This is a genomic window from Macrococcoides bohemicum (genome assembly GCF_003259675.1).
Taxonomy (GTDB): Bacteria; Bacillota; Bacilli; order Staphylococcales; family Staphylococcaceae; genus Macrococcoides; species Macrococcoides bohemicum.
Window position 1 is genome coordinate 57,977 of sequence record NZ_PZJG01000005.1, and the last position, 21,522, is coordinate 79,498.

Annotated in this window: 18 protein-coding genes; 13 read left to right on the plus strand and 5 right to left on the minus strand. The window is 33.9% G+C overall.

Going from position 1 to position 21,522, the window contains the following annotated elements:
- Positions 1–62: 62 nt before the first annotated feature.
- From rnc to rplS, 11 genes are all read left to right on the plus strand, one after another.
- Positions 63–788, plus strand: coding sequence for a ribonuclease III (gene rnc, locus BHX94_RS08960; RefSeq protein WP_111746020.1), 726 nt, complete (start codon positions 63–65; stop codon positions 786–788).
- Position 789: 1 nt separating this feature from the next.
- A complete protein-coding gene (gene smc, locus BHX94_RS08965) occupies positions 790–4,377 on the plus strand; it encodes a chromosome segregation protein SMC (RefSeq protein ID WP_111746022.1) in 3,588 nt (1,195 codons plus the stop codon).
- Positions 4,377–5,642, plus strand: coding sequence for a signal recognition particle-docking protein FtsY (gene ftsY / locus BHX94_RS08970; protein ID WP_111746024.1), 1,266 nt, complete (start codon positions 4,377–4,379; stop codon positions 5,640–5,642). Before smc ends, ftsY begins: the two co-directional genes overlap by 1 nt.
- Complete coding sequence (locus tag BHX94_RS08975) at positions 5,635–5,976, plus strand: putative DNA-binding protein (RefSeq protein ID WP_111746026.1); 342 nt, start codon at positions 5,635–5,637, stop codon at positions 5,974–5,976. Before ftsY ends, BHX94_RS08975 begins: the two co-directional genes overlap by 8 nt.
- A 12-nt stretch (positions 5,977–5,988) precedes the next feature.
- The gene (gene ffh / locus BHX94_RS08980) at positions 5,989–7,341 is read left to right on the plus strand and encodes a signal recognition particle protein (protein ID WP_111746028.1); all 1,353 of its coding nucleotides are present in this window, start codon (positions 5,989–5,991) and stop codon (positions 7,339–7,341) included.
- A gap of 163 nt (positions 7,342–7,504) precedes the next feature.
- Positions 7,505–8,554: an LLM class flavin-dependent oxidoreductase gene (locus BHX94_RS08985; RefSeq protein WP_111746030.1), complete on the plus strand. Its 1,050-nt coding sequence runs from the start codon at positions 7,505–7,507 to the stop codon at positions 8,552–8,554.
- A gap of 90 nt (positions 8,555–8,644) precedes the next feature.
- Positions 8,645–8,920, plus strand: a complete 276-nt coding sequence (gene rpsP, locus BHX94_RS08990) for a 30S ribosomal protein S16 (RefSeq protein WP_096076736.1) — start codon at positions 8,645–8,647, stop codon at positions 8,918–8,920.
- A gap of 5 nt (positions 8,921–8,925) precedes the next feature.
- Complete coding sequence (locus BHX94_RS08995; protein WP_096076735.1) at positions 8,926–9,153, plus strand: KH domain-containing protein; 228 nt, start codon at positions 8,926–8,928, stop codon at positions 9,151–9,153.
- A gap of 52 nt (positions 9,154–9,205) precedes the next feature.
- Positions 9,206–9,706, plus strand: coding sequence for a ribosome maturation factor RimM (gene rimM / locus BHX94_RS09000; RefSeq protein ID WP_111746032.1), 501 nt, complete (start codon positions 9,206–9,208; stop codon positions 9,704–9,706).
- Entirely contained in the window at positions 9,703–10,428 is a 726-nt protein-coding gene (gene trmD, locus BHX94_RS09005; RefSeq protein WP_096076733.1) for a tRNA (guanosine(37)-N1)-methyltransferase TrmD, read from the plus strand. Before rimM ends, trmD begins: the two co-directional genes overlap by 4 nt.
- A gap of 128 nt (positions 10,429–10,556) precedes the next feature.
- On the plus strand, positions 10,557–10,907 hold the full coding sequence (gene rplS / locus BHX94_RS09010) for a 50S ribosomal protein L19 (protein WP_096076732.1): 351 nt from the start codon (positions 10,557–10,559) through the stop codon (positions 10,905–10,907).
- Positions 10,908–11,031: 124 nt separating this feature from the next.
- Here rplS and BHX94_RS09015 read toward each other — a convergent pair whose 3' ends face one another.
- From BHX94_RS09015 to BHX94_RS09035, 5 genes are all read right to left on the minus strand, one after another.
- Positions 11,032–12,900 (minus strand): DUF2079 domain-containing protein, encoded by a 1,869-nt coding sequence (locus BHX94_RS09015; RefSeq protein ID WP_170120814.1) that lies wholly within the window; start codon positions 12,898–12,900, stop codon positions 11,032–11,034.
- Positions 12,901–13,102: 202 nt separating this feature from the next.
- Positions 13,103–15,742, minus strand: a complete 2,640-nt coding sequence (locus tag BHX94_RS09020) for a YfhO family protein (RefSeq protein ID WP_170120815.1) — start codon at positions 15,740–15,742, stop codon at positions 13,103–13,105.
- A 16-nt stretch (positions 15,743–15,758) separates the two neighbouring features.
- Positions 15,759–18,392, minus strand: coding sequence for a YfhO family protein (locus BHX94_RS09025; protein ID WP_111746037.1), 2,634 nt, complete (start codon positions 18,390–18,392; stop codon positions 15,759–15,761).
- Positions 18,389–18,778, minus strand: a complete 390-nt coding sequence (locus tag BHX94_RS09030; RefSeq protein WP_111746039.1) for a GtrA family protein — start codon at positions 18,776–18,778, stop codon at positions 18,389–18,391. Before BHX94_RS09030 ends, BHX94_RS09025 begins: the two co-directional genes overlap by 4 nt.
- Entirely contained in the window at positions 18,768–19,715 is a 948-nt protein-coding gene (locus BHX94_RS09035) for a glycosyltransferase family 2 protein (RefSeq protein WP_111746041.1), read from the minus strand. The genes BHX94_RS09030 and BHX94_RS09035 overlap by 11 nt, the downstream gene beginning before the upstream one ends.
- Positions 19,716–19,831: 116 nt before the next feature.
- Between BHX94_RS09035 and ylqF the strand changes: the two genes are divergently transcribed.
- Together ylqF and BHX94_RS09045 are read left to right on the plus strand one after the other, a co-directional pair.
- Positions 19,832–20,707 (plus strand): ribosome biogenesis GTPase YlqF, encoded by an 876-nt coding sequence (gene ylqF, locus BHX94_RS09040; RefSeq protein ID WP_111746043.1) that lies wholly within the window; start codon positions 19,832–19,834, stop codon positions 20,705–20,707.
- Positions 20,694–21,461: a ribonuclease HII gene (locus BHX94_RS09045; RefSeq protein ID WP_111746045.1), complete on the plus strand. Its 768-nt coding sequence runs from the start codon at positions 20,694–20,696 to the stop codon at positions 21,459–21,461. Before ylqF ends, BHX94_RS09045 begins: the two co-directional genes overlap by 14 nt.
- Positions 21,462–21,522: the final 61 nt, after the last annotated feature.

Below are 21,522 nucleotides of genomic sequence, written 5' to 3' on the forward strand. Positions count from 1 at the left end.
CTTTTTTTATAAATCGTTTTAACGTAAAATATAAAGAGTATTACTTGAAAAGGAGGAAAAAAATGAACAAAAGATTAGCAATTATTGAGAAGTTTAAGGAAAAAATTAACATAACGTTTGAAATGCTGAATATTGTACCTCAAGACATCACGATTTATACGCAGGCATTTTCACATTCTAGTTTCATCAATGACTTTAAACTAGATAAAGTGAATGATAACGAGCGTTTAGAATTTTTAGGTGATGCGGTGTTAGAATTGATGGTCTCACAATATTTATACAAAGAGCACAGTCATTTACCAGAGGGTAAATTAACGAAGTTACGTGCAGCAATCGTATGTGAACCTTCACTTGTGACATTTGCGAAAAAATTAGGATTTGATCAATTAATCCTTCTTGGTAAAGGAGAAGAAAAAACTGGGGGCAGAACCCGTCCGTCATTAATTGCTGACGTATTTGAGGCTTTCGTTGGCGCATTATATTTAGATTTAGGTTATGATGCTACGTTAAAGTTTTTCAACCAGTTTATTTTTCCGAATATTACTGAAGACTTAATTGAAGGCATATTAGATCATAAGACATTTTTACAGGAATATATCCATAAGACGAAAAATGAACAGGTGACATATCAATTGATTAGTGAAGAAGGGCCGGCACACTTTAAAACATTTACTTCTATTGTCTGTATCAAAGGTGAGCGTTTAGGTGTCGGAAGTGGAAGAACGAAGAAAGAATCAGAACAGAAAGCTGCGCAGGATGCGTTAGCAATTCTGATGGCAGGAGCGTAATATGGTTTATTTGAAACAAGTCTCTGCATATGGATTTAAATCATTTGCAGATAAGACAACTGTTAATTTCGATTCAGGTGTAACAGCAATTGTCGGTCCGAATGGCTCAGGAAAAAGTAACATAACGGATGCGATAAAATGGGTACTCGGTGAACAATCAGCAAAGAGTTTACGTGGTGCCAAGATGGAAGATGTAATATTCTCCGGTGCACAGGACAGAAAGCCTCAAAATTATGCTGAAGTAACACTTACAATGGATAATCAAAAGCGCATGTTAAACATTGATGCTGATATTGTTGAAGTAACGCGTAAATTATATCGCAATGGTGATAGTGAATATTTATTAAATAAACAAAAAAGTCGTCTTAAAGATGTAACGGAATTATTTTTAGATAGCGGACTTGGCAGAGATGCATTTAGTATGATCTCTCAAGGGAAAGTCGATCAAGTATTAAACGCAAAACCAGAAGAACGCAGACAATTAATTGAAGAAGCGGCTGGTGTCTTAAAATATAAAAAACGCAAAAAAGAAACAGTATCCAAACTAGAAGACACGAATAGTAATTTATTGCGTGTACATGATATCATCTATGACTTAAAAGATAGAGTTGAACCTTTAAAGATTGAAGCAAGTATCGCTGAAGAATATTTAGCACTTTCTGAAGAAATGAAAGATGCTGATATACAAGTGACAATTGCTGATATTGAAACGACTCGACAAGAATTTATTAAATATGAAAAGGAAATCAATGAATTTAATGGGCTGATTCAGTTTAAAAAAGAAAAAAGTGATCGTATTAATGAGAGGTTATCACAACATAAATCAGAAAGAAAAGAACTTCAGGAAAGCATTCATACACTGAATCAATCGCTCCTCTCAACTACTGAACAAATTGAACGATATATCGGTCAGGTGAACGTTTTAAAAGAACGTTTAACAAACCAGAATGAATCCTCAGCACAACGAAACGAACGTTTAAAAAAATATAATGAACAGTTAACGAAGGAATTAGCAAGAAAAGAAGAAATTGAAGCGAAGATCCAAACTTTATTGACGAATAAGAAAGCGTTAGATCGTCAATTAAAAGCGCAACAAAAGGAATTAGCAGAACTAGATTCAGATATCGAAACGTTGATCGATGAAACACGTGATAGCTATTATGAAAAGTTAAGCGAGCAAACTGCACTGTCGAATGAAATAAAACTCATTGAAAAAGAAGTCGAACAATTTAACCAGAAACAATCGAAACAACAAAGTATCAATTATAATGTAGAACAAGACTTTGAAGCGGTTCAGCAAAAGATTGTGCATTTAAATGATACGATTAATTCTAAAACCAATGCACTTGATAAATTACGTCAGTCATATAAACATAAACTTTCTGACATTGAATTTAAAAAAGCAGATTATAGTACAGTTCGTGAGAAATATTCACAAGCACGCCGTTATATTGAAGATTTAGAGCGTAAAAGAGAACGTTTAACGTTAATGCAGGAAGAGTATCAAGGATATTATCAAGGCGTACGTATGTTGTTAAAGCATAAAGAACAATTAAATGGTATTCACACAACTGTATTAGATGTCATTGAAATAGATATACAATTTAATGATGCGTTAGATAGCGCACTTAGCGCAAGCTTACAACATATTATCGTAGATGATGAACAGGCGGGACGTGCAGCAATTCAATTTTTACGCGATAAAAAGTATGGACGAGCAACATTTTTACCGCTCTCAGTGATTAAACCGAGATCAATTACACATGAAGTACGTCAAATAGTAAACAATATGCCAGGTTTTATTAATACTCTGAATGAACTCATTCACACAGAGCAAACATATCAATCAATTATTGATAATGTATCAGGAAATGTACTTGTTTGTGATACTTTAAAGCATGCTAATGAAATCGCCAAAGCAATCGGGTTTAAATATCGTATCGTGACATTAGATGGGGATATTGTTAATCCGGGCGGATCAATGTCTGGAGGAAGTAAAAATAAACCGACGCAAGCTTTAACAGCACGAAATGATTTACAAGTTGTAACAAATCAACTTGCAGAATTTAGCGCATCTACTGAGCAACTTAAAAAGCAGGTTGATACATTATCAGAAACGATAACAACTGAAGAAATGAAAGTGAACCAGTTGCGTATTGATGGCGAAGCATTGCGTGATGATGTGCATCAACTGAAATTGTCATTAGAAGAAGCAACTGCTAAAGAACGCCGACTAAAAGTGATGCATGAAGAAGTAGAATCATTCATGAAAGAATCTGAATACATTGCTTCTAGACAACAGCTTATTAAAGTGCATCGCGAAACGATAAAGACAATCGAATTAGAACTGGTTAATTTAAATGCACGTATTCAAAATTTTAATACTAATGCGAGCGATAAGAAGTCTATTGAAAAAAAATTAAATGATAATATTAATGATACGAAACATGAACTTGCAGTATTAACAACAAATATTACGCATCAGACTGATATATTAAATGAACGTATGGCTCAAATCAAAGACGTACAAGCTGAAATAGATGCACTGCATCTGGATGCAACTCAAATAAATGTAGAAGCTGTTGAGCAGGAAATTCTTGCTAAAGAAAAAACATTAAGAACTTTATCTCAAAAAAAATTAACGATTGAATCGCTTATCCAGACTGAAGATGAAAAATTATCTGAACTTGCTTCATCCATTGACAATATGGATAAAGAATATAATGAATTATTGCGTCAGATTAGTGGTATTGAAAATGGAGTAGGTGAATTAAAAGGAAAGCATTCGAGGCTAAATGTTCTACTGGATAACCTGTTTAATCATTTACTTGAGCAATATCAGATGACATTTGAAGCAGCAAAAGATTATGTTTGGGAAACACTTGGTGTCGCCGATGTCTTCCAGACAGATTTAGAACATCTACGTAGCCGTGTACGTTTAACGAAGATTTCTATCGAAGAACTAGGTAACGTTAATTTAAATGCGATTGAGCAATATAAGACAGTCGGTGAACGTTATGAATTTTTAACAAACCAGGAAGCGGATTTGTTAGAAGCGAAAGCAAATTTAGAATCAATTATTCGTGAAATGGATGAGACAGTTTCTATTCGTTTCATGGAGACGTTTGAAACTGTATCTCATGCATTTGAACGTATATTCAAACAGTTGTTTGGTGGAGGTACGGGATTATTACAACTTACAAGTGAAGATGTACTGACTGCGGGTATTGACATATTTGTTGAGCCACCAGGCAAACGTCGTCAAAATTTAAATCTTTTATCAGGTGGGGAACGAGCGCTCACTGCGATTGTATTATTATTCTCAATTTTACAGGCAAAAAGTGCGCCATTTGTTATACTAGATGAAGTAGAAGCGGCACTTGATGAAGCAAATGTTAATCGATTTGCTGATTTCCTAAGTACTTTAACACATGATACGCAGTTTATCGTAATTACGCATCGAAAAGGTACGATGGAAAAAAGCGATCGTTTATATGGTGTTACGATGCAAAACTCTGGAATAACACAACTTGTTAGCGTGAATTTAAAAGATTTAGATGATAAAAAACTAAAGGAGCTGACTAAATAATGAGTTTTTTTAAGAAACTTAAAGATAGATTCGTCGCAAAAGAGGAACCGAAAAATTTACAAGATGACCTGCAACCATTAGATGATATTGGAACACAGGATATCGATCCCCAAAGCGAGAGTCAAACGAAAACGTACGATCATAAACCGGTAGATGTATTTGAACAGCCACAGCATGAAACAAAGTCAGCACCTAAGAAACAATCTAATGGTTGGGAATTTGACTTTGAAGATGATGATTTAATCTCTATAGAAGAGTTCGAAGAATGGGAATCACAACAGCTTGGTGCGAAATTCCGAGAAGGTTTAGAGAAATCTCGTGAAAACTTCCAGAATAAATTAAATGATTTATTAGCGATGTATCGTACTGTAGATGAAGATTTCTTCGAGGCATTGGAAGAAATGTTAATTCAGGCGGACGTCGGATTTAATACAGTGATGGAACTTGTAGAATCATTACGTATGGAAGCGAAACGCCAAAATATCACTGAAACAGCAGATTTACGTGAAGTTATCGTTGAAAAAATTGTAGAAATTTACGAGCAGGAAGACGATGAACTTCAAAAGATGAATATTCAAGAAGGCGAGTTAACTGTTATTTTAATGGTTGGGGTAAACGGTGTTGGTAAAACGACAACAATCGGTAAACTCGCGCACCGTTATAAAGCGCAAGGTAAGCAAGTTATGCTTGCAGCAGGAGACACTTTCCGTGCCGGTGCTATTGAACAATTACAAGTATGGGGAGACCGTGTCGGTGTTGAAGTCATTAAACAGAAGGAAGGATCAGATCCAGCAGCTGTTATGTATGATGCAGTAAATGCTGCGAAGAACCGCGGTGCAGACATTTTAATCTGTGATACTGCAGGTCGTTTGCAAAACAAAGCGAACTTAATGACAGAGCTTGAAAAAGTGAAGAAAGTATTATCAAAAGCTGTACCAGGTGCACCACATGAAGTATTATTGGCACTTGATGCAACGACCGGTCAAAATGCTTTAGTTCAAGCGAAAGCTTTTAAAGAAGTAACAGATGTTTCAGGTATCGTATTGACTAAATTAGATGGTACAGCAAAAGGTGGTATCGTACTTGCTATACGTAATGAATTACACATTCCTGTTAAGTTTGTCGGACTAGGTGAAAAGCTGGATGACCTGCAGCCATTCGATGCAGAAAGTTATGTATACGGATTATTTGCTGATATGATTGAACAATCTACAGAGGAAGAAAACAAAGCAGCAGAAGTTTTAAAGGATGCTCGAGATGAGTAGTGATTTAGTTAAAACGATGCGCATGAATTATTTGTTTGATTTTTATCAGTCATTATTAACAGATAAACAGCGCAATTATTTGGAGCGCTATTACTTACTGGATGAATCACTTTCTGAAATTGCAGAAACTTTTAATGTGTCACGTCAGGCTGTTTATGATAATATTAGACGTACTGACGAATTATTAGAAGATTATGAAACGCGTCTAGGCTTATATGAAAAGTTTGAAGAAAGACAACAATTAATTAATAGCATTCAAACAGAGTTAGCAAAGGTAACAATTAACAAAGATAAGATTAATCAATATATTGAAGCATTACAGAAAATAGAATAAGGGGGTCATTGTATGGCTTTTGAAGGATTATCAGATCGACTCCAGGCTACAATGCAGAAAATTAAAGGAAAAGGTAAAGTTACTGAAGCGGATATAAAAGTGATGATGCGTGAAGTACGTTTAGCATTGCTTGAGGCAGACGTTAACTTTAAAGTTGTTAAGCAGTTCGTTGCAACTGTTTCGGAACGCGCACTGGGTTCAGATGTTATGAGTTCTTTAACACCTGGACAACAAGTCATTAAGATTGTACAGGATGAATTAACAACATTGATGGGTGGAGAAAACACTCAGATTAATATGAGCAAGAAACCACCGACAGTTATTATGATGGTGGGTTTGCAAGGGGCAGGTAAAACAACAACTGCAGGTAAGCTTGCACTATTAATGAGAAAGAAATATAATAAAAGACCTTTACTTGTTGCCTGTGATATTTATAGACCAGCAGCAATCCAGCAGTTACAAACAGTTGGTAAGCAAATCGATATACCTGTATTTACTTTAGGTGATCAAGTATCTCCTGCTGAAATTACAGAACGCGCATTGCAACATGCACAAGAGGAACATCTTGATTTTGTGATTATCGATACTGCAGGTCGACTGCATATTGATGAGAAGCTGATGCAGGAACTTGTAGATGTTAAAGAAGTAGCGAAACCTGATGAAATAATGCTCGTTGTAGATTCAATGACTGGTCAGGATGCAGTAAATGTTGCTGAAAGCTTTGATGGGCAATTAGATGTTACGGGTGTTACTTTAACTAAACTTGATGGAGATACACGTGGTGGTGCGGCGCTATCTATTCGTAGCGTAACGCAAAAACCTATTAAGTTTGTTGGTATGAGTGAGAAGATGGACGGCTTAGAACCTTTCCATCCCGAACGTATGGCATCACGTATTTTAGGTATGGGTGATGTATTAAGCTTAATCGAAAAGGCTCAATCTCAAGTTGATGAATCGAAAGCAAAAGAATTAGAACAAAAGATGCGTACTTCATCATTTACTTTTGATGATTTTCTGGATCAGCTTGAACAGGTGAAAGCACTTGGACCTTTAGATGATCTGCTTAAAATGATACCGGGTGCAAATAAGATGAAGCAGGTTAATCAGCTGAATATGAATCCAAAGCAAATTGATCATATACAGGCGATTATTCGAAGTATGACGAAAGAAGAGCGTGAAAATCCCGCGATCATCAATGTGAGTCGTAAAAAACGTATTGCTAAAGGCTCAGGACGTAGTTTATCGGAAGTCAACAAACTGATTAAACAGTTTGATGAGATGAAGAAAATGATGAAGCAGTTTAGCGGAATGAAAAAAGGTAAAAAAGGCAAAAATCCATTTGCGGGTATGAATTTACCATTTTAATTAGATAATGATTTTATATTTCATAGTTTATTACTGTAGGCAACCACTTCAATTAGAAGTTAATGTCTACAGTTTTTTTAATGAAATACTCGATAATTGACAAAAAATCATATAAATATTATATTTAGTATATTAATTATATCTTGAGAGAGAAGGTTTAAAGATGAAAGTTGAATTAGGTTTAACATCATTTGGAGATAATAGTGATATTCATACACCAGCAGGCATTTTACCGAAAATACCTGCTGCTGAAAGAATGAGAAATATTGTAGAAGAAATTAAACTCGCCGAAGAAGTCGGATTAGATATATATGGATTAGGTGAACACCATCGTAAAGATTTCGCAGTGTCAGATCCTGTTACTGTACTAGCTGCAGCAGCAACACAGACAAAGCATATTAAACTAACATCTGCAGTTACTGTACTTTCTTCTGATGATCCCGTCAGAGTATATCAGAGATTTGCAACATTAGATGCTTTATCTAATGGCCGTGCAGAAATAATGGCTGGCCGTGGTTCATTTATTGAGTCATTTCCATTATTCGGTTACGATTTAAATGATTATAATTTATTATATGAAGAAAAATTGGATTTACTGATAAATATCAACAAAAATGAAATCGTAAATTGGTCAGGTAAAACACGTGCGCCGATAAATGGTTTGGGTGTATACCCACGTGCTGTCCAAAAAGAGATACCGATTCATTTGGCCACTGGTGGTACACCTGAATCATCAGCTAGGGCTGGTATTTTAGGGCTGCCGATTACATATGCGATTATTGGTGGTAATCCAGCGAGATTTCGTTATAATGTTGAAATATATAAAGCAGCGGCAAGAGAACATGCCCATGATCTATCTAAGTTGGTGATTGCCAACCATTCATGGGGATACATTGCAGATACGGATGAACAAGCCTTTAAAGCATATTATCCTTCAATGGCCGCGAGTCATGCAGTACTTGCAAAAGAACGTGGCTGGGGGGCGTATACAATGGAAAATTATATGACTGAAATTGAACACGGATCGTTGTATGTAGGTGGCCCAGAGCGCGTTGCCCAAAAAATTATTAATACGATGGAAACGCTCGGTTTAACACGATTTATGATTCATCTACCGATGGGATCAATGCCACATGAGCAAGTGATGCATGCGATAAAACTTTACGGCACGAAAGTTAAACCAATTGTTGATGCACATTTTGAAAATAAATAATTAATCTGTAAAGAAAAAATACTTTACAGGAAGAAAAGAGTCTGTTATTATTAATTCTTGTAGAAAGTTATGAAATGGAGAGATTTAATTATGGCAGTAAAAATTCGTTTAACTCGTATGGGATCTAAAAGAAACCCATTCTATCGTATCGTAGTAGCAGACGCTCGTTCACCTCGTGACGGACGTATCATTGAAGCAATCGGAACATATAATCCGGTTGCTAAACCAGAAGCTGAAATTAAAGTTAATGAAGAGTTAGCTTTAAAATGGTTAGCTGAAGGTGCTAAACCTACTGATACAGTACGTAATATCTTGTCTGGACAAGGTATCATGGAAAAATTCCATAACCAAAAAATCGCGAAGTAATTCCGATGGAAAAATTATTACAAACGATTATTGAACCACTCGTCGATCATCCGCAAGATATTAAGATTGAAAAAGAAGAACATGCAACGAGTATTACCTATCATTTAATACTACATTCAGATGATGTTGGAAAAGTAATAGGTAAACATGGACGTATTGCGAAAGCGATTCGAACGGTCGTTTCAGGGTCTAATAACGAGTCAAGTAAGAAAGTGTTTGTAGAAATTGATTAAGAGTGCCATTTTTGGTACTCTTTTTTTATGAGGATGAGTGGAGGTAATCATAATGAATGTAATTGTTGGAAAGATTGTAAATATGCATGGTGTTAAAGGTGAGGTTAAAATATTATCAGCATCTGATTTTGCTGAAGAACGGTTTCAGCCCGGTAAAGTATTATTGATTCCTTTTAAAGATGAAACAGTAGAACTTACAATTAAGTCATATCGTGTGCATAAGAACTTTCATATGGTCTCATTCGTTGGCATTAATAATATTAATGACGTTGAACAATATAAAGGTCTTGATGTGTATCAGGATGTTGATACTTCATCACTACCTTTAGAAGAAAATGAATATTATTATAGTGATATCATTGGATGTGAAGTTTTTAATGATGGGGTATCAATCGGTAAAGTGACAGATATTTTTGAAACAGGTGCAAATGATGTTTGGGTAATTCGTGGAGAAAAAGAGCATCTTATTCCATATATTGAAGATGTCGTAAAAGAAATTGATATTGAAAATAAACGTATTACAATAGAAGCGATGGAAGGTCTTTTATCGTGAGAATTGATTATTTAACACTTTTTCCGGAAATGTTTGATATATTAAATCATTCTATTATGAAACGTTCACAAGATAAGGGCATCGTTCAATTCAATACTGTTAACTTTAGAGATTATTCAAATAATAAACATCATCAAGTTGATGATTATCCATATGGTGGGGGGCAAGGGATGGTGTTAAAACCAGAACCAATCTTCAATGCGATGGATAGTCTTGCTACCACAGATAAAACACGTGTTATCTTAATGTGTCCCCAAGGAAAACGATTTGATCAGGCTAAAGCAGAGGAATTAGCACATGCAGACCATCTCGTATTTATTTGTGGTCATTATGAAGGATATGATGAGCGTATTCGTACAGAACTTGTAACAGATGAAATTTCTTTAGGAGACTTTGTATTAACAGGTGGAGAATATGCAGCGATAACAATGACGGATGCGATTGTTCGGCTAATACCGGAAGTATTAGGTAATGAAGTATCTCATGAAGATGACTCATTTTCAAGTGGTTTACTGGAGCATCCTCAATATACAAGACCGGCAGAATTTCAAGGGTTAAAGGTGCCAGACGTATTAATGAGCGGCGATCATAAACGCATTGCAGATTGGCGTCATAAAGCATCTTTAAAAAGAACGTTTGAACGTCGTCCTGATTTGTTAGAAACTTATCCTTTAACTGAGCAAGATTTAAAAATATTAAAGCAATTGAAAGATAATAAATAGGATAATATAAATAATATATTGACTTGTATTATGTAACCTAGTATAATTATAAAAGTGTGAAAAACACATAAATCACTATGATCCGCTGAGCAAAGCCTTAAGAACATAGGTAGAAGGAGAAGAATAATATGTCAAATAATGTATTAATCGATGCAATTACAAAAGACCAATTGCGTACAGACTTACCATCATTCCGTCCTGGAGATACTTTAAAAGTACACGTACGTATCGTTGAGGGATCTCGCGAACGTATCCAGGTTTTCGAAGGTGTTGTCATTAAACGTCGCGGTGGCGGAATTTCTGAAACTTTCACGGTTCGTAAGATTTCTTATGGTGTTGGTGTTGAGCGTACATTCCCTGTACATACACCTAAAATCGAGAAAATTGAAGTATTACGTCGTGGTAAAGTACGTCGTGCGAAACTTTATTACTTACGTAGCCTTCGTGGTAAAGCTGCTCGTATTAAAGAAATTCGTTAATAGAAGCAACAATTTGAGTCACTTCAGAAATGAAGTGGCTTTTTTATTAAAAATAAACACCCTTAAAGTTGAATTTAAAGATTCATTTAAGGGTTTACTTCATAACAGCCTCATGCATTTTTCGTTATCTTTTTAATATTAGAATCTCTGGTGTAGATAAGCGGTATTCTTTATAACCATGATTCATATATTGTGCGATTAACTGAGACTGTGCAGAACCATCACTTGATAATGTTCTTGGAACAACAACATACTCAATATTCGTATCAATTTTTTTATCATTATGATAATCAAGATCATATAAATATTTGTTTTGAGCAAGCTGCGTCGTATAAAAGCCATATGCCAATATTTTTTTATTTTGTGGCAGTGATTTTAACGTTTGCTTTTTTTCTTTAAAATACGTACTTTGTCTAGCATATGCTTTAATACCGTAAGTTGATGGATGCATCAGTGTAAAGAATATTGACGCTGACATAATGCATGCGCACGTTAATAATAATATGATGTTGCGTTGACCTTTCGTCATTAAGGTTAATTGTTGTTTTTGATCCTGTTCATTGATTGAATCTCTTTTTTTGAGTAATATATTTACTGCAAGCATTGTCATAAATAATAACAATGCTGTACTTCCATAATGGTACTGAAAGCCGAAGTCAGCCTGATAAGGGAAATCACTTAATAGATTAATGACCAGCATTGGAAGCAGTAGTATATAATTGATCCAATGTTTCTGTATTAGTGGTAAAAATACATACATTGATAGCAGGGTGATGATGTATTTGATTTTATTAAACGTAAACAGCGCACTAAGGAAATAGGTTGGATTTATGAATATGTTGATAATTACATCCTTTAGACCCGTTTGTCCTGGCAACATAAAGTTTGTGAAACGCGTTGTCATTGAACCATCACCAATTGTATTTAAATAATACATACATATTGCAAAGTAACATATTGGTATAAAAATTTGAGTTATTACGATAAAGATTGTACGTTTCGTAGATATTTTGAATTCTTTTTGAAAAGTAAAATACAATCCAATCGCAATAATATAGATCATAATATCCTCTTTAATGAGTAATGTGAATCCTAAAATAATAATTAGACGATACGTCCAGCCTTTTAAGTTTGCCAGTACTAACCATAACAAAAGTGGTGTAAGAAAACAGTTCTCATGTAAGCCGTATAAATGAGAACTTGAAAGTGTTGGTGTAACAATAAATAGTAATAAAAACAATGATTGTATTACTCGGTTGAACTGGAAATGTTTCAGTATTAAGTATAGCGGGATAATACCGCTCATTGTAACAAGCACCTGTAATAATTCCAGCGTTTCAGGTTTCGGCCATAGCATATAGAAAGGGAGCATTAAATAAAATATTGGTGAGACATGCACATGAAAATGTGACATCCACTGATCTCTTTCAAGCGAAGTCATCGGGCCTCTTCCTTGACGCATACTTTCAAACATTTGTGTAAATAATCCTTTGTCATATGTTGCAAAACCCATGACGAGCTCTTTACCAATCATGATTATCGATGTGTAAGTTGTCATGATAATCAGGATAACGATAACAAGCGTCATTAAAATATGTTTTATCTTTAATTTATGAATTATTTTATCAGAAATTTTAGAGCGTTGTAATACATAAAGTATACCAACCATAAAAATTGATAGATATAGTCCAGTTAATAACCCTTTTTTTAAATCTTTCTCTTTATCTGTGATAACATAGTTGAACTTTTGTAAAGCTTCACCATTTGCATCATGTAAAAATATTCCTTTAATCATGATTACAATAAAACAAATACCGATAAATATCGCAACCGTGCTTTTCTCAAATAATAGTTTCGTAAATATCATGATACTGATTACTAGAAAACCGACAATGATTAAAGGGCTTGGTGCTTTTAAACAAACACTTATCATATAAGCGCTTAAACATATACTTGTTAATTCAAATGGAGAAATAGGTATGAAACGATTCATAAAATAACATCCAATTGCAAGGGCTAAAACTGAAAGACAAACCACTGAGAACTCATATGGACGTGTCAAATGAAAATATAAATTGTTGGAATCAATAGTAAAAAGAGTGAAAAGTGCATACATAGTATATGCACTTAAAAAGTAATAGAACCAATTTGAAATAATGCGCTTAGAAAAATTTAATGCGTGTTGATTTGCTTCATTATTCACTTATTTCATCTCCATACATCTCAGTTGTTAAATGATGATCAAACTGTTTATCTTCTTCATTATAAGTAATGCTGTTTCGTTTATGATGTAAGAATTTACGTTGATAGACTGCTTTAGTAAACAGGATAGCTATAATAATAGATATTATTGAGATAAATTGCATCAAGTGAAAATAGGGAGGCGTGTAGCGAATAATGATTTGCTGTGCTCCTTTTTTAATTGGGACAACTGTCATTAAATAGTTACCTTCCTGAACTTCACTTGTCTTTCCATCTACTTCAGCTTTCATCCCTTTTAAATAGGGTACCGGAATAACCGCGTAACCTCCATGATGCTTACCCAGTTTAATAATCATCTTATCTTTATCTTGTGTGAACTGATGATTATTTTTTTGTTTTGCTGCTTGTTTTAATATTTTATAATCCTCACCATAGATGCCATTTAGTTTGTAACGATATTCACCAGGTTTAAGTTTTAATTCTAATAAAGCACTTGATTTAACTTTCAATGTTATCGTTGGATTAAATCGACGATAGTCATCATCAAGAGGTTTACGTGATTGATAAATCTCATTGATCCAGACATAATGAAAATCTTTAAATGTTTTTGATTCTATGCTTAAAGTGACATAGAGATCTTTATATTGATCGACGATTTCTTGAGGTAATTGTATTCTCGGACCACCATTTTCCTGAGTAACAATTAATTTATTACCATCAAATGTAGCATCTTTATAAGTGATTTGAGATTGATCTAATAAGTTTTTAGCAGGTTGTTTAGATGCTTTGCCCTTTCTATCAAGGACTACACCATTTAACATCGCATGTTCACGGTCGATAGGTGTGTTTAGTGTCTGTACATTATACACATTGTTTGTAACGCGGACAAATGGTAGTTGATTTTCATTGTTATAGACAATATATTGTTTGGTACCATTAGGTTCAGCGTATGTTTTATCCTTTGAGAAACCATAGGGTAATGTACTGCTTTCTGTATTTCTGATTGTAGTATCGACATTAAATAAACTATAAAGATTTGCCCGTTCTCCAAGGCCATAATAGATAGAGTTGCTATCTGTCGGCATCGTAATATTCAGTTCTTTATCATAAAACTTTAAAATGTCCTGATCAAAGATTGATGAATATAATTTAATGCCATTGAATTTTTGATACATCGGTGTATTATGGGTACTTGAAGTTTGCCATTCAATGCGTTCACCAGGCAATTGGTCTTTCTTAATACCATTGATTATTTTTTGCTGGGTCTTTGAATTAAAGTTTTCAGAGTTTAAGAAATCAATATTATGTTCTTTTGCAGGATGTAATGTATCCATCTGCTGCGTCACATAATCATAGACAAAAACTAAGTTCATAATAATGATGGTTGCATGTAATAATTGATATGTAGTTCTATTTTTACTGTATAAATAGAAACCTATTATGATACAGATGATTGGAATAAACAATAACCACATCAATGCTTTTTCATGACCATACATTGATACCGGATAAATAATGCATACCGGAATAAGTGAAATCAGAAATGTCTTTAAATCAATTTGTCTTAAATGATTTAAATAGTGGGCAATCAATACAGCTGATGTAAATACGAGTAGATAGATCCAGCGACGCTGATCGATTGAAAAGCCATTAAAAAAACTGTCGAATAATGGGCTTAATGAACAAATCATAAAGATTAACGTAATCGTTGCAAACAGTCGGTACATATAATGTCGATACATTTTAAATGACATTAATGCCAGAACGGTGATAAAGCAAATAACAACGTAATAGCCATCATAGAATAGATTATAAAAACCTACCATATCGATGAATGGCTTAACCTGAATTGGTGGTAATGTTCTATCATTCATCAAATAACTTGATATTCCAGTAAATATACCTACAGCTGCTATACCAAGACCGAGTATTGAGGCTATCGATAATAATAATACTTTTTGAATACGAACAACGACATCGGTCTCTTTTGGGTAAATAATGCGATACAGAAAATAAAATAAAACAAAAATAAATTCATAATAGCTAAAGTAAAAATTCGAATGTAATGTGAGTGCAATCGCTGTAATAAATAGCCCGATCTTTCTTTCATGAAAGAAACGTTCCATGCCTAAGATAGTTAAAGGCAACCATAACATCACATCACTAAAAAAACTCCATGTAAACGTAAAGAAGAAATATGCTGTAGACCAGCCATATATAAATGCACCAACCCAGCTTGAAAGTTGATTAAGATTGATATAACGTAAAAGTTTATAAGTCGTAAAGATAATAAACGTAAGCTTTATAATAGAAATGACAAATTGATTCTTTGCCCAGAAAACTGGGTCAGTCGTATCAATTGGTAAGATGATATTGCTAAGCCAAACGATTGCGAAATTTAAATATGAAAGCGGGGCAGTTGAATAGTAATAAGCAAGACTTCTAAAAAAGTCTCCGCCTATGCCAAAGTCAATATCATAAAAGAAATGCAAATGTGTGAATTTATCATACAAATACATTTGAAATGGAATCATTTGTGCGATACCATCACCTTTACCCGTAAATAAGGTGCCATCCTTAAATAATCGAAAAAGGACGAAACTATGAGCAAGGAGTGACAATATAGTTGCCACTCCTAAGATTTTTATGTTAGACCAGTTCCTGTTTTTTATTTTTTGAGAAAACATATTTTATCTGCTTCCTTTCACCACGCGAATTTCTTGTGTACAACACAGAAAGAATAATACCTAATAGCGATATTGTGACCATCAAATAAAAATATGGTGGCGTATAACGAAATTCTACAGTTTTTGTATTATTATCGACTTTCACAGCGCTCATAATATAGTTTGCTCTTTCAACATCAACTTTTTTACCATCAACATATGCGCGTATACCATCGCGATATGTAATAGGTACTGTTAAGTAACCGTCTTTTGATGATTTAAGCTGAACAGTCATTTTATTACCGTTATCAGTGAACGTATAATTTTTTGTCTGATTCACTTTAGATAAAGTTTTATAGTCTTCTCCATAAATACCATTGATTGTTAATTGATACGTTCCACCTGTTAAACCGATCAATATCTTTCCATTTTTCGGTGACTTCACTCTATACATCAGATCATCATAATGTGTGCGATATTTACTCGTTTGAAATAGTCGGTTATTCGCGTATCCATTGATATTAATCTGATGATTTGTGACAGGTGATTGTATCTGTACATGCATATCTACATAAAAATCTTTATACGCTGTTAATAAAGCTTTTGGGATGTCTATTACTAATCCACCGCTAGGAGGATTCACCTTTAATGTCTTATTATCAGCAATCCATTCAGCGCCTGAAGGTGTCACTTTCATTTCAGATAATAAATTTTTTGCTGGATTGATCTTGTAATTCGTTGCTAAACGATCAGATACGATACCTTTAATCATTGCATGTTCTCTGTCAATCGGAGTTGTTAAATCCTTGCTGTTTACTACGTTGGATGTAATTCGAGCGAAAGGAATCATTTTAGTATTTTCATATATTTTATATTTACCATTATCAGCAATTAACTTAAAGTTTTCAGGGATATCTGTCTGATAAGACTTTCTTACTAAATAACGAATATTCATAAGTGACTCTAAGTTACTTCTTGAATTAAAAGTAGAGTATCGAGATAATGACTCTTCTTTAATATTGATTTTTAATTGCTTATAGAAAAAATCAATAAGTGAGCCATCAAAGATACTTGAATATAATGAAACCCCGTTAAAATTTTGATACATCGGTGTGTTATCTTGTTCTAATACACGCCAGTCGATACGTTCCCCGGGCTTTAATTTTTTCTTTAGTTCATCTACAATTTGCCTTTGCAAAGGAGAGTCATAAACACTAGACTCGATATAACTCATCTTTGCACGCTCTTCAATACCTGGATTATAGTTATCGAGTTTATTGTGTACGCGAACAATATCCCAGTTCAGTATAATAATCATTGCAATCAGTAAATAGTAAATTGTCTGTTTGACTGCATTGTCTTTGACGATTAATACAATTAATCCAATAATAGCGATAACAGGTAAAAGCCAGACCCAGGTTACAGCTTTATCTATATAATGATGACTCATAAATACAATGACAAATCCCGGAATTAAAGAATATAAGTAATTCTGGATTGAAATCTCTTTAAATTTCATAATATAGAATCCGATTAGGCCACTCGTAAAGAATGTAATTAAATAGTGCCAGCGTTTTTGAGGTGCACTAAAACCATTAAATACTGAGTCGATAAAAGGTGTGAAGCTAAGTAACATCAAAGCTATAGACATAACTGCAAAAAAGCGATAGAAATAATTTTTATAGAATTTAAAAGTAAGTAATGCCTGTATAGTAATAAATAGGACGATGACAAGATAATTATCATAAAAGATATTGGCATTTTGATCGAACGGATCAAATAAAGGTATCTTTACGTTATAAGGCGCACGTTCATTCTGTAGAAAACTCTTTGCCCCATAAAAGAATGCAAAAGCACTGATCATTAGACCAAGTACAGCCATAATCACAAAATTAATCCACTGCTTAGCGCGTTCAACTGTATCATACTCACTTCTGAAAATATTTCTTAGAACAAAATAGATTAATCCGAATAACACCTGATAATATGCAAAGTAGAAGTTATTGATAAAAATACAAGCAGCAGCAATGATAAAAATACCTTTTTTCTCATCTTGTATGTAACGTTCAATACCTAGTAATAATAATGGTAAGAAAATAAAAACATCACTAAAGAATGACCAGTATAATGTAAACCTAAAGTATATTGCTGATGTTAAGAATAAAAAACCAGACAATAATGCATGAATCGGTGTCATCTTTATCTTTCTGAAATAATAGTAACTCGCTAAAATACCAGCAGTTGATTTAGCTATCGAGATAAAGAATGCATTTTTAGCCCAGAAAGTAACAGTGTCTACTTGAAAGTTAAAAAATAAATCAAAAAAACGTACAGCGAGCATATTAATAAAGAAAATAATCGATGTAGAATAGTAATATGCTAAATCTGTATAATAATCTCCCCCAAGCCCAAAGTCTAAATTATAAAAGAATTCCCCGGAGATGAATTTATCATATAGATATAGCTGCATCGGTAACATTTGTTCCAGTCCATCATTTGGTCCTGTAAAGATAGTCCCGTCTTTAAAGAATCGATAGATGTAAAAACTATGACCGAATATAGCTAATAATAATGCGATTACAGTTAACAATAGTGGTGAGTATTTTTTGTTCTTCATTTTTGCTCCTTCGTTAAAATATAAGTTGTAATGATATATGTTATTGGAATTGTAAAGATTAATGCAGGAAAAGGTGCCCACACTTTATTGATAGAAAGAATATCAACGAATATATACAGTAATACTGTCTGTATTCCCATATTGACAACCTGTGTTAAAGGAAAAGCTATAAATTTTTGCCATGTAGGTTTAACGCTATAAACAAAGTAGCAGTTTAGGAAAAATGAAATAATAAACGAACAGATGAACCCTGTTAGATGACTAAATAAATAGTTGGCAGATACTATTTTTAATAAGAAAAGATATATCACATAATAGTTGAATGTATTGATGATACCTACAACTATAAACTTGATAAATCGTTGATATGATTGATTAAGTTTCATCTGATTCACCAGCACTGTGTTTAATATTCGTATCCTTAATAATATAGTGTGGTCGTTTCTTCGTTTCAAAATATATTCTACCGATATACTCTCCGATAATGCCTAAACTAAAAAGCTGTAGGGCACCTAAAAACAACACCGATGAAATAATCGTGAAATAGCCGGGTTCATCAATGCCGTGCGTCATGATCTGGATTAAAGTCATTAAAATATATAATAAACATAGCACCATCGTGACGCTTCCTAAATAAAAACAGATTCTAAGTGGCTTATTATTATAACTGATGATACCATCGATGGCATAATCGATAAGCTTAAGGCTGGAAAATGATGATTGACCAGATTCACGCTGCATATTCTTAAAAGGTATCGTTTTTTTGTTATAGCCAACCCATTCAAATATACCTTTTGAAAATCGGTTATATTCTTCCAGAGACACGATACTGTCAATCACATCACGTGATATTAAACGAAAATCGCCTTCGCCATCTGTTAATTTAACGTCAACTGTACTATTGATCAGTTTATAAAAAATTTGTGTCGGAATTTTTCTTAAAAACTGTTCTCCGGATCGGTCTCTGCGCATCACAACCTGATCGTATCCTTCCTGAAATGCGGCAACCATTGTAGGAATAAATTCTGGTGGATGCTGAAGATCGGCATCTAAAATGACTGCGCAGTCACCTGAACAATTTTTAAGACCCGCAAACATTGCTGCCTCCTTACCGAAATTTCTTGAAAAAGATATATATTTAAAATTGTGATGCTGTGTTGCAATTTCTTTTAATAACTGTAAAGAACGATCTTTTGAACCGTCGTTAACAAGCATTACTTCATAGTGGAAATGATGTTTATCCATCGTTTGCTGAATCGTTACAGCCAGCTTATAAATATTTTTTTCTTCATTATAGATCGGAATAATCAAAGATATTAACATATGTACGCCTCTTTTTTTAAAAAAATATCTTCATAATAGTATATAATATTATAATGACATTATAATAAAGGTCACGTGTAAAATCATTAAATATATAGTAGGGAGATATAATATAGATGACTATTCAATGGTTTCCTGGTCATATGGCCAAGGCAAGAAGAGAAGTAACAGAACAATTAAAGCTGGTAGATGTAGTATTTGAGCTTGTAGATGCACGAATTCCGTATTCATCACGTAACCCGATGATTGATGAAGTCATTAAAGATAAGCCTCGTGTTGTGCTTTTGAATAAGATGGATATGGCGGATTTAAATAAGACGCGTCAATGGATGCAATATTTTGAAGAAAAAGATTTCTATCCAGTCCTTATTGATAGTAAAAATGGTAAAAATTTATCGCAAGTGACGAAAGCTGCAGAAATAGTAACGAAAGAAAAATTTAATCGCATGAAAGCAAAAGGTTTAAGACCACGTGCAATACGTGCGATGATAGTAGGTATCCCGAATGTTGGTAAGTCAACACTGATAAACCGTTTAGCAAAGAAATCAATCGCTAAGACAGGGAATATGCCAGGTGTTACGAAAAAGCAGCAATGGATTAAAGTAGGAACCAGCTTAGAATTACTTGATACACCAGGTATTCTATGGCCGAAGTTTGAAGATCAGTTTGTCGGAAAAAAATTAAGTTTAACAGGGGCAATCAAAGATAGTATTGTTCATCTGGATGAAGTAGCGATATATGGGATTGAGTTTTTACAACAGCAAGATCTCCAAACACTGAATAAACATTACAACATTAATGTTGAAGCGGATACACCTTATGTTGAAGTATTTGATGCTATCGGAAAGTCTCGTGGAATGAAACTACGTGGTAATGAAATTGATTATGAAAGTGTTGTTGAATTGATTATTCGTGATATACGTAATGAGAAAATCGGTAAATATACGTTTGATTCACTTGATTTATTAGAGGAAAAAGATGAAGAGCAATGACTATAGTATCGCACAGTTAAAATCATTGGTACAATCAATTCCGGTGAGTAATCTTGATAAATTCTTTGCGACTGAGACAAGAACGGGTGCTTTAAAAATTAAAAAGCAGCAAAAAAAAATTTATGAAAAACAAAAGCAATTAGTTGAACAATACGATGAGATGCTTTTATATGAAAATAAATATCCGGGGAAAGTTATAGCCGGTATTGATGAAGTTGGGCGTGGGCCATTAGCAGGTCCAGTAGTAGCGTGTGCTGTTATACTCAATGAGAATCATGCATTTTACGGGCTAAATGATTCTAAACAAATGTCTAAAATCAATCGTGCAAAAATAGAAGCTGATCTAATTGAAAATGTAACTTATGCAATCGGTATAGCAACGGTAGAAGAAATAGACGCTGTAAATATTTATGAGGCGACTAAAATAGCAATGTTGCGTGCGATTGAAGGATTACCTGTAACACCTGATGTGCTGTTAATTGATGCGATGAAGTTACAGACGGGATTAATAGAAGAGTCCATCATAAAAGGTGATAGTACAAGTATTTCAATTGCAGCAGCAAGTGTAATTGCTAAACAATACCGTGACCGTTTAATGGCAGAATTAGCCGAAATCTATCCGGGTTATGATTTTGAAAATAATGCTGGATATGGTACGAAGAAACATCTGGAAGGTTTAGCGACTTATGGCATAACACTTATTCACCGAAAAACATTTGAACCAATTAAATCGATGAGAACACGCAATTTTTGATTTAAACGTTACTTTAAACGTGTTTTTACTCATTTTTGAAAAATTTGAGTGAAAACACGTT

Excerpts from the sequence above, each read along its gene's own strand:
- BHX94_RS09030 (WP_111746039.1), bottom strand. The coding sequence starts at position 18,778 with ATGAAACTTAATCAATCATATCAACGATTTATCAAGTTTATAGTTGTA.
- BHX94_RS09035 (WP_111746041.1), bottom strand. The coding sequence starts at position 19,715 with ATGTTAATATCTTTGATTATTCCGATCTATAATGAAGAAAAAAATATT.
- BHX94_RS09025 (WP_111746037.1), bottom strand. The coding sequence starts at position 18,392 with ATGAAGAACAAAAAATACTCACCACTATTGTTAACTGTAATCGCATTA.
- ffh (WP_111746028.1), top strand. The coding sequence starts at position 5,989 with ATGGCTTTTGAAGGATTATCAGATCGACTCCAGGCTACAATGCAGAAA.
- rnc (WP_111746020.1), top strand. The coding sequence starts at position 63 with ATGAACAAAAGATTAGCAATTATTGAGAAGTTTAAGGAAAAAATTAAC.
- rimM (WP_111746032.1), top strand. The coding sequence starts at position 9,206 with ATGAATGTAATTGTTGGAAAGATTGTAAATATGCATGGTGTTAAAGGT.
- ftsY (WP_111746024.1), top strand. The coding sequence starts at position 4,377 with ATGAGTTTTTTTAAGAAACTTAAAGATAGATTCGTCGCAAAAGAGGAA.
- ylqF (WP_111746043.1), top strand. The coding sequence starts at position 19,832 with ATGACTATTCAATGGTTTCCTGGTCATATGGCCAAGGCAAGAAGAGAA.
- rpsP (WP_096076736.1), top strand. The coding sequence starts at position 8,645 with ATGGCAGTAAAAATTCGTTTAACTCGTATGGGATCTAAAAGAAACCCA.
- BHX94_RS08995 (WP_096076735.1), top strand. The coding sequence starts at position 8,926 with ATGGAAAAATTATTACAAACGATTATTGAACCACTCGTCGATCATCCG.
- smc (WP_111746022.1), top strand. The coding sequence starts at position 790 with ATGGTTTATTTGAAACAAGTCTCTGCATATGGATTTAAATCATTTGCA.
- BHX94_RS08975 (WP_111746026.1), top strand. The coding sequence starts at position 5,635 with ATGAGTAGTGATTTAGTTAAAACGATGCGCATGAATTATTTGTTTGAT.
- rplS (WP_096076732.1), top strand. The coding sequence starts at position 10,557 with ATGTCAAATAATGTATTAATCGATGCAATTACAAAAGACCAATTGCGT.
- BHX94_RS08985 (WP_111746030.1), top strand. The coding sequence starts at position 7,505 with ATGAAAGTTGAATTAGGTTTAACATCATTTGGAGATAATAGTGATATT.
- BHX94_RS09015 (WP_170120814.1), bottom strand. The coding sequence starts at position 12,900 with ATGAATCGTTTCATACCTATTTCTCCATTTGAATTAACAAGTATATGT.
- BHX94_RS09045 (WP_111746045.1), top strand. The coding sequence starts at position 20,694 with ATGAAGAGCAATGACTATAGTATCGCACAGTTAAAATCATTGGTACAA.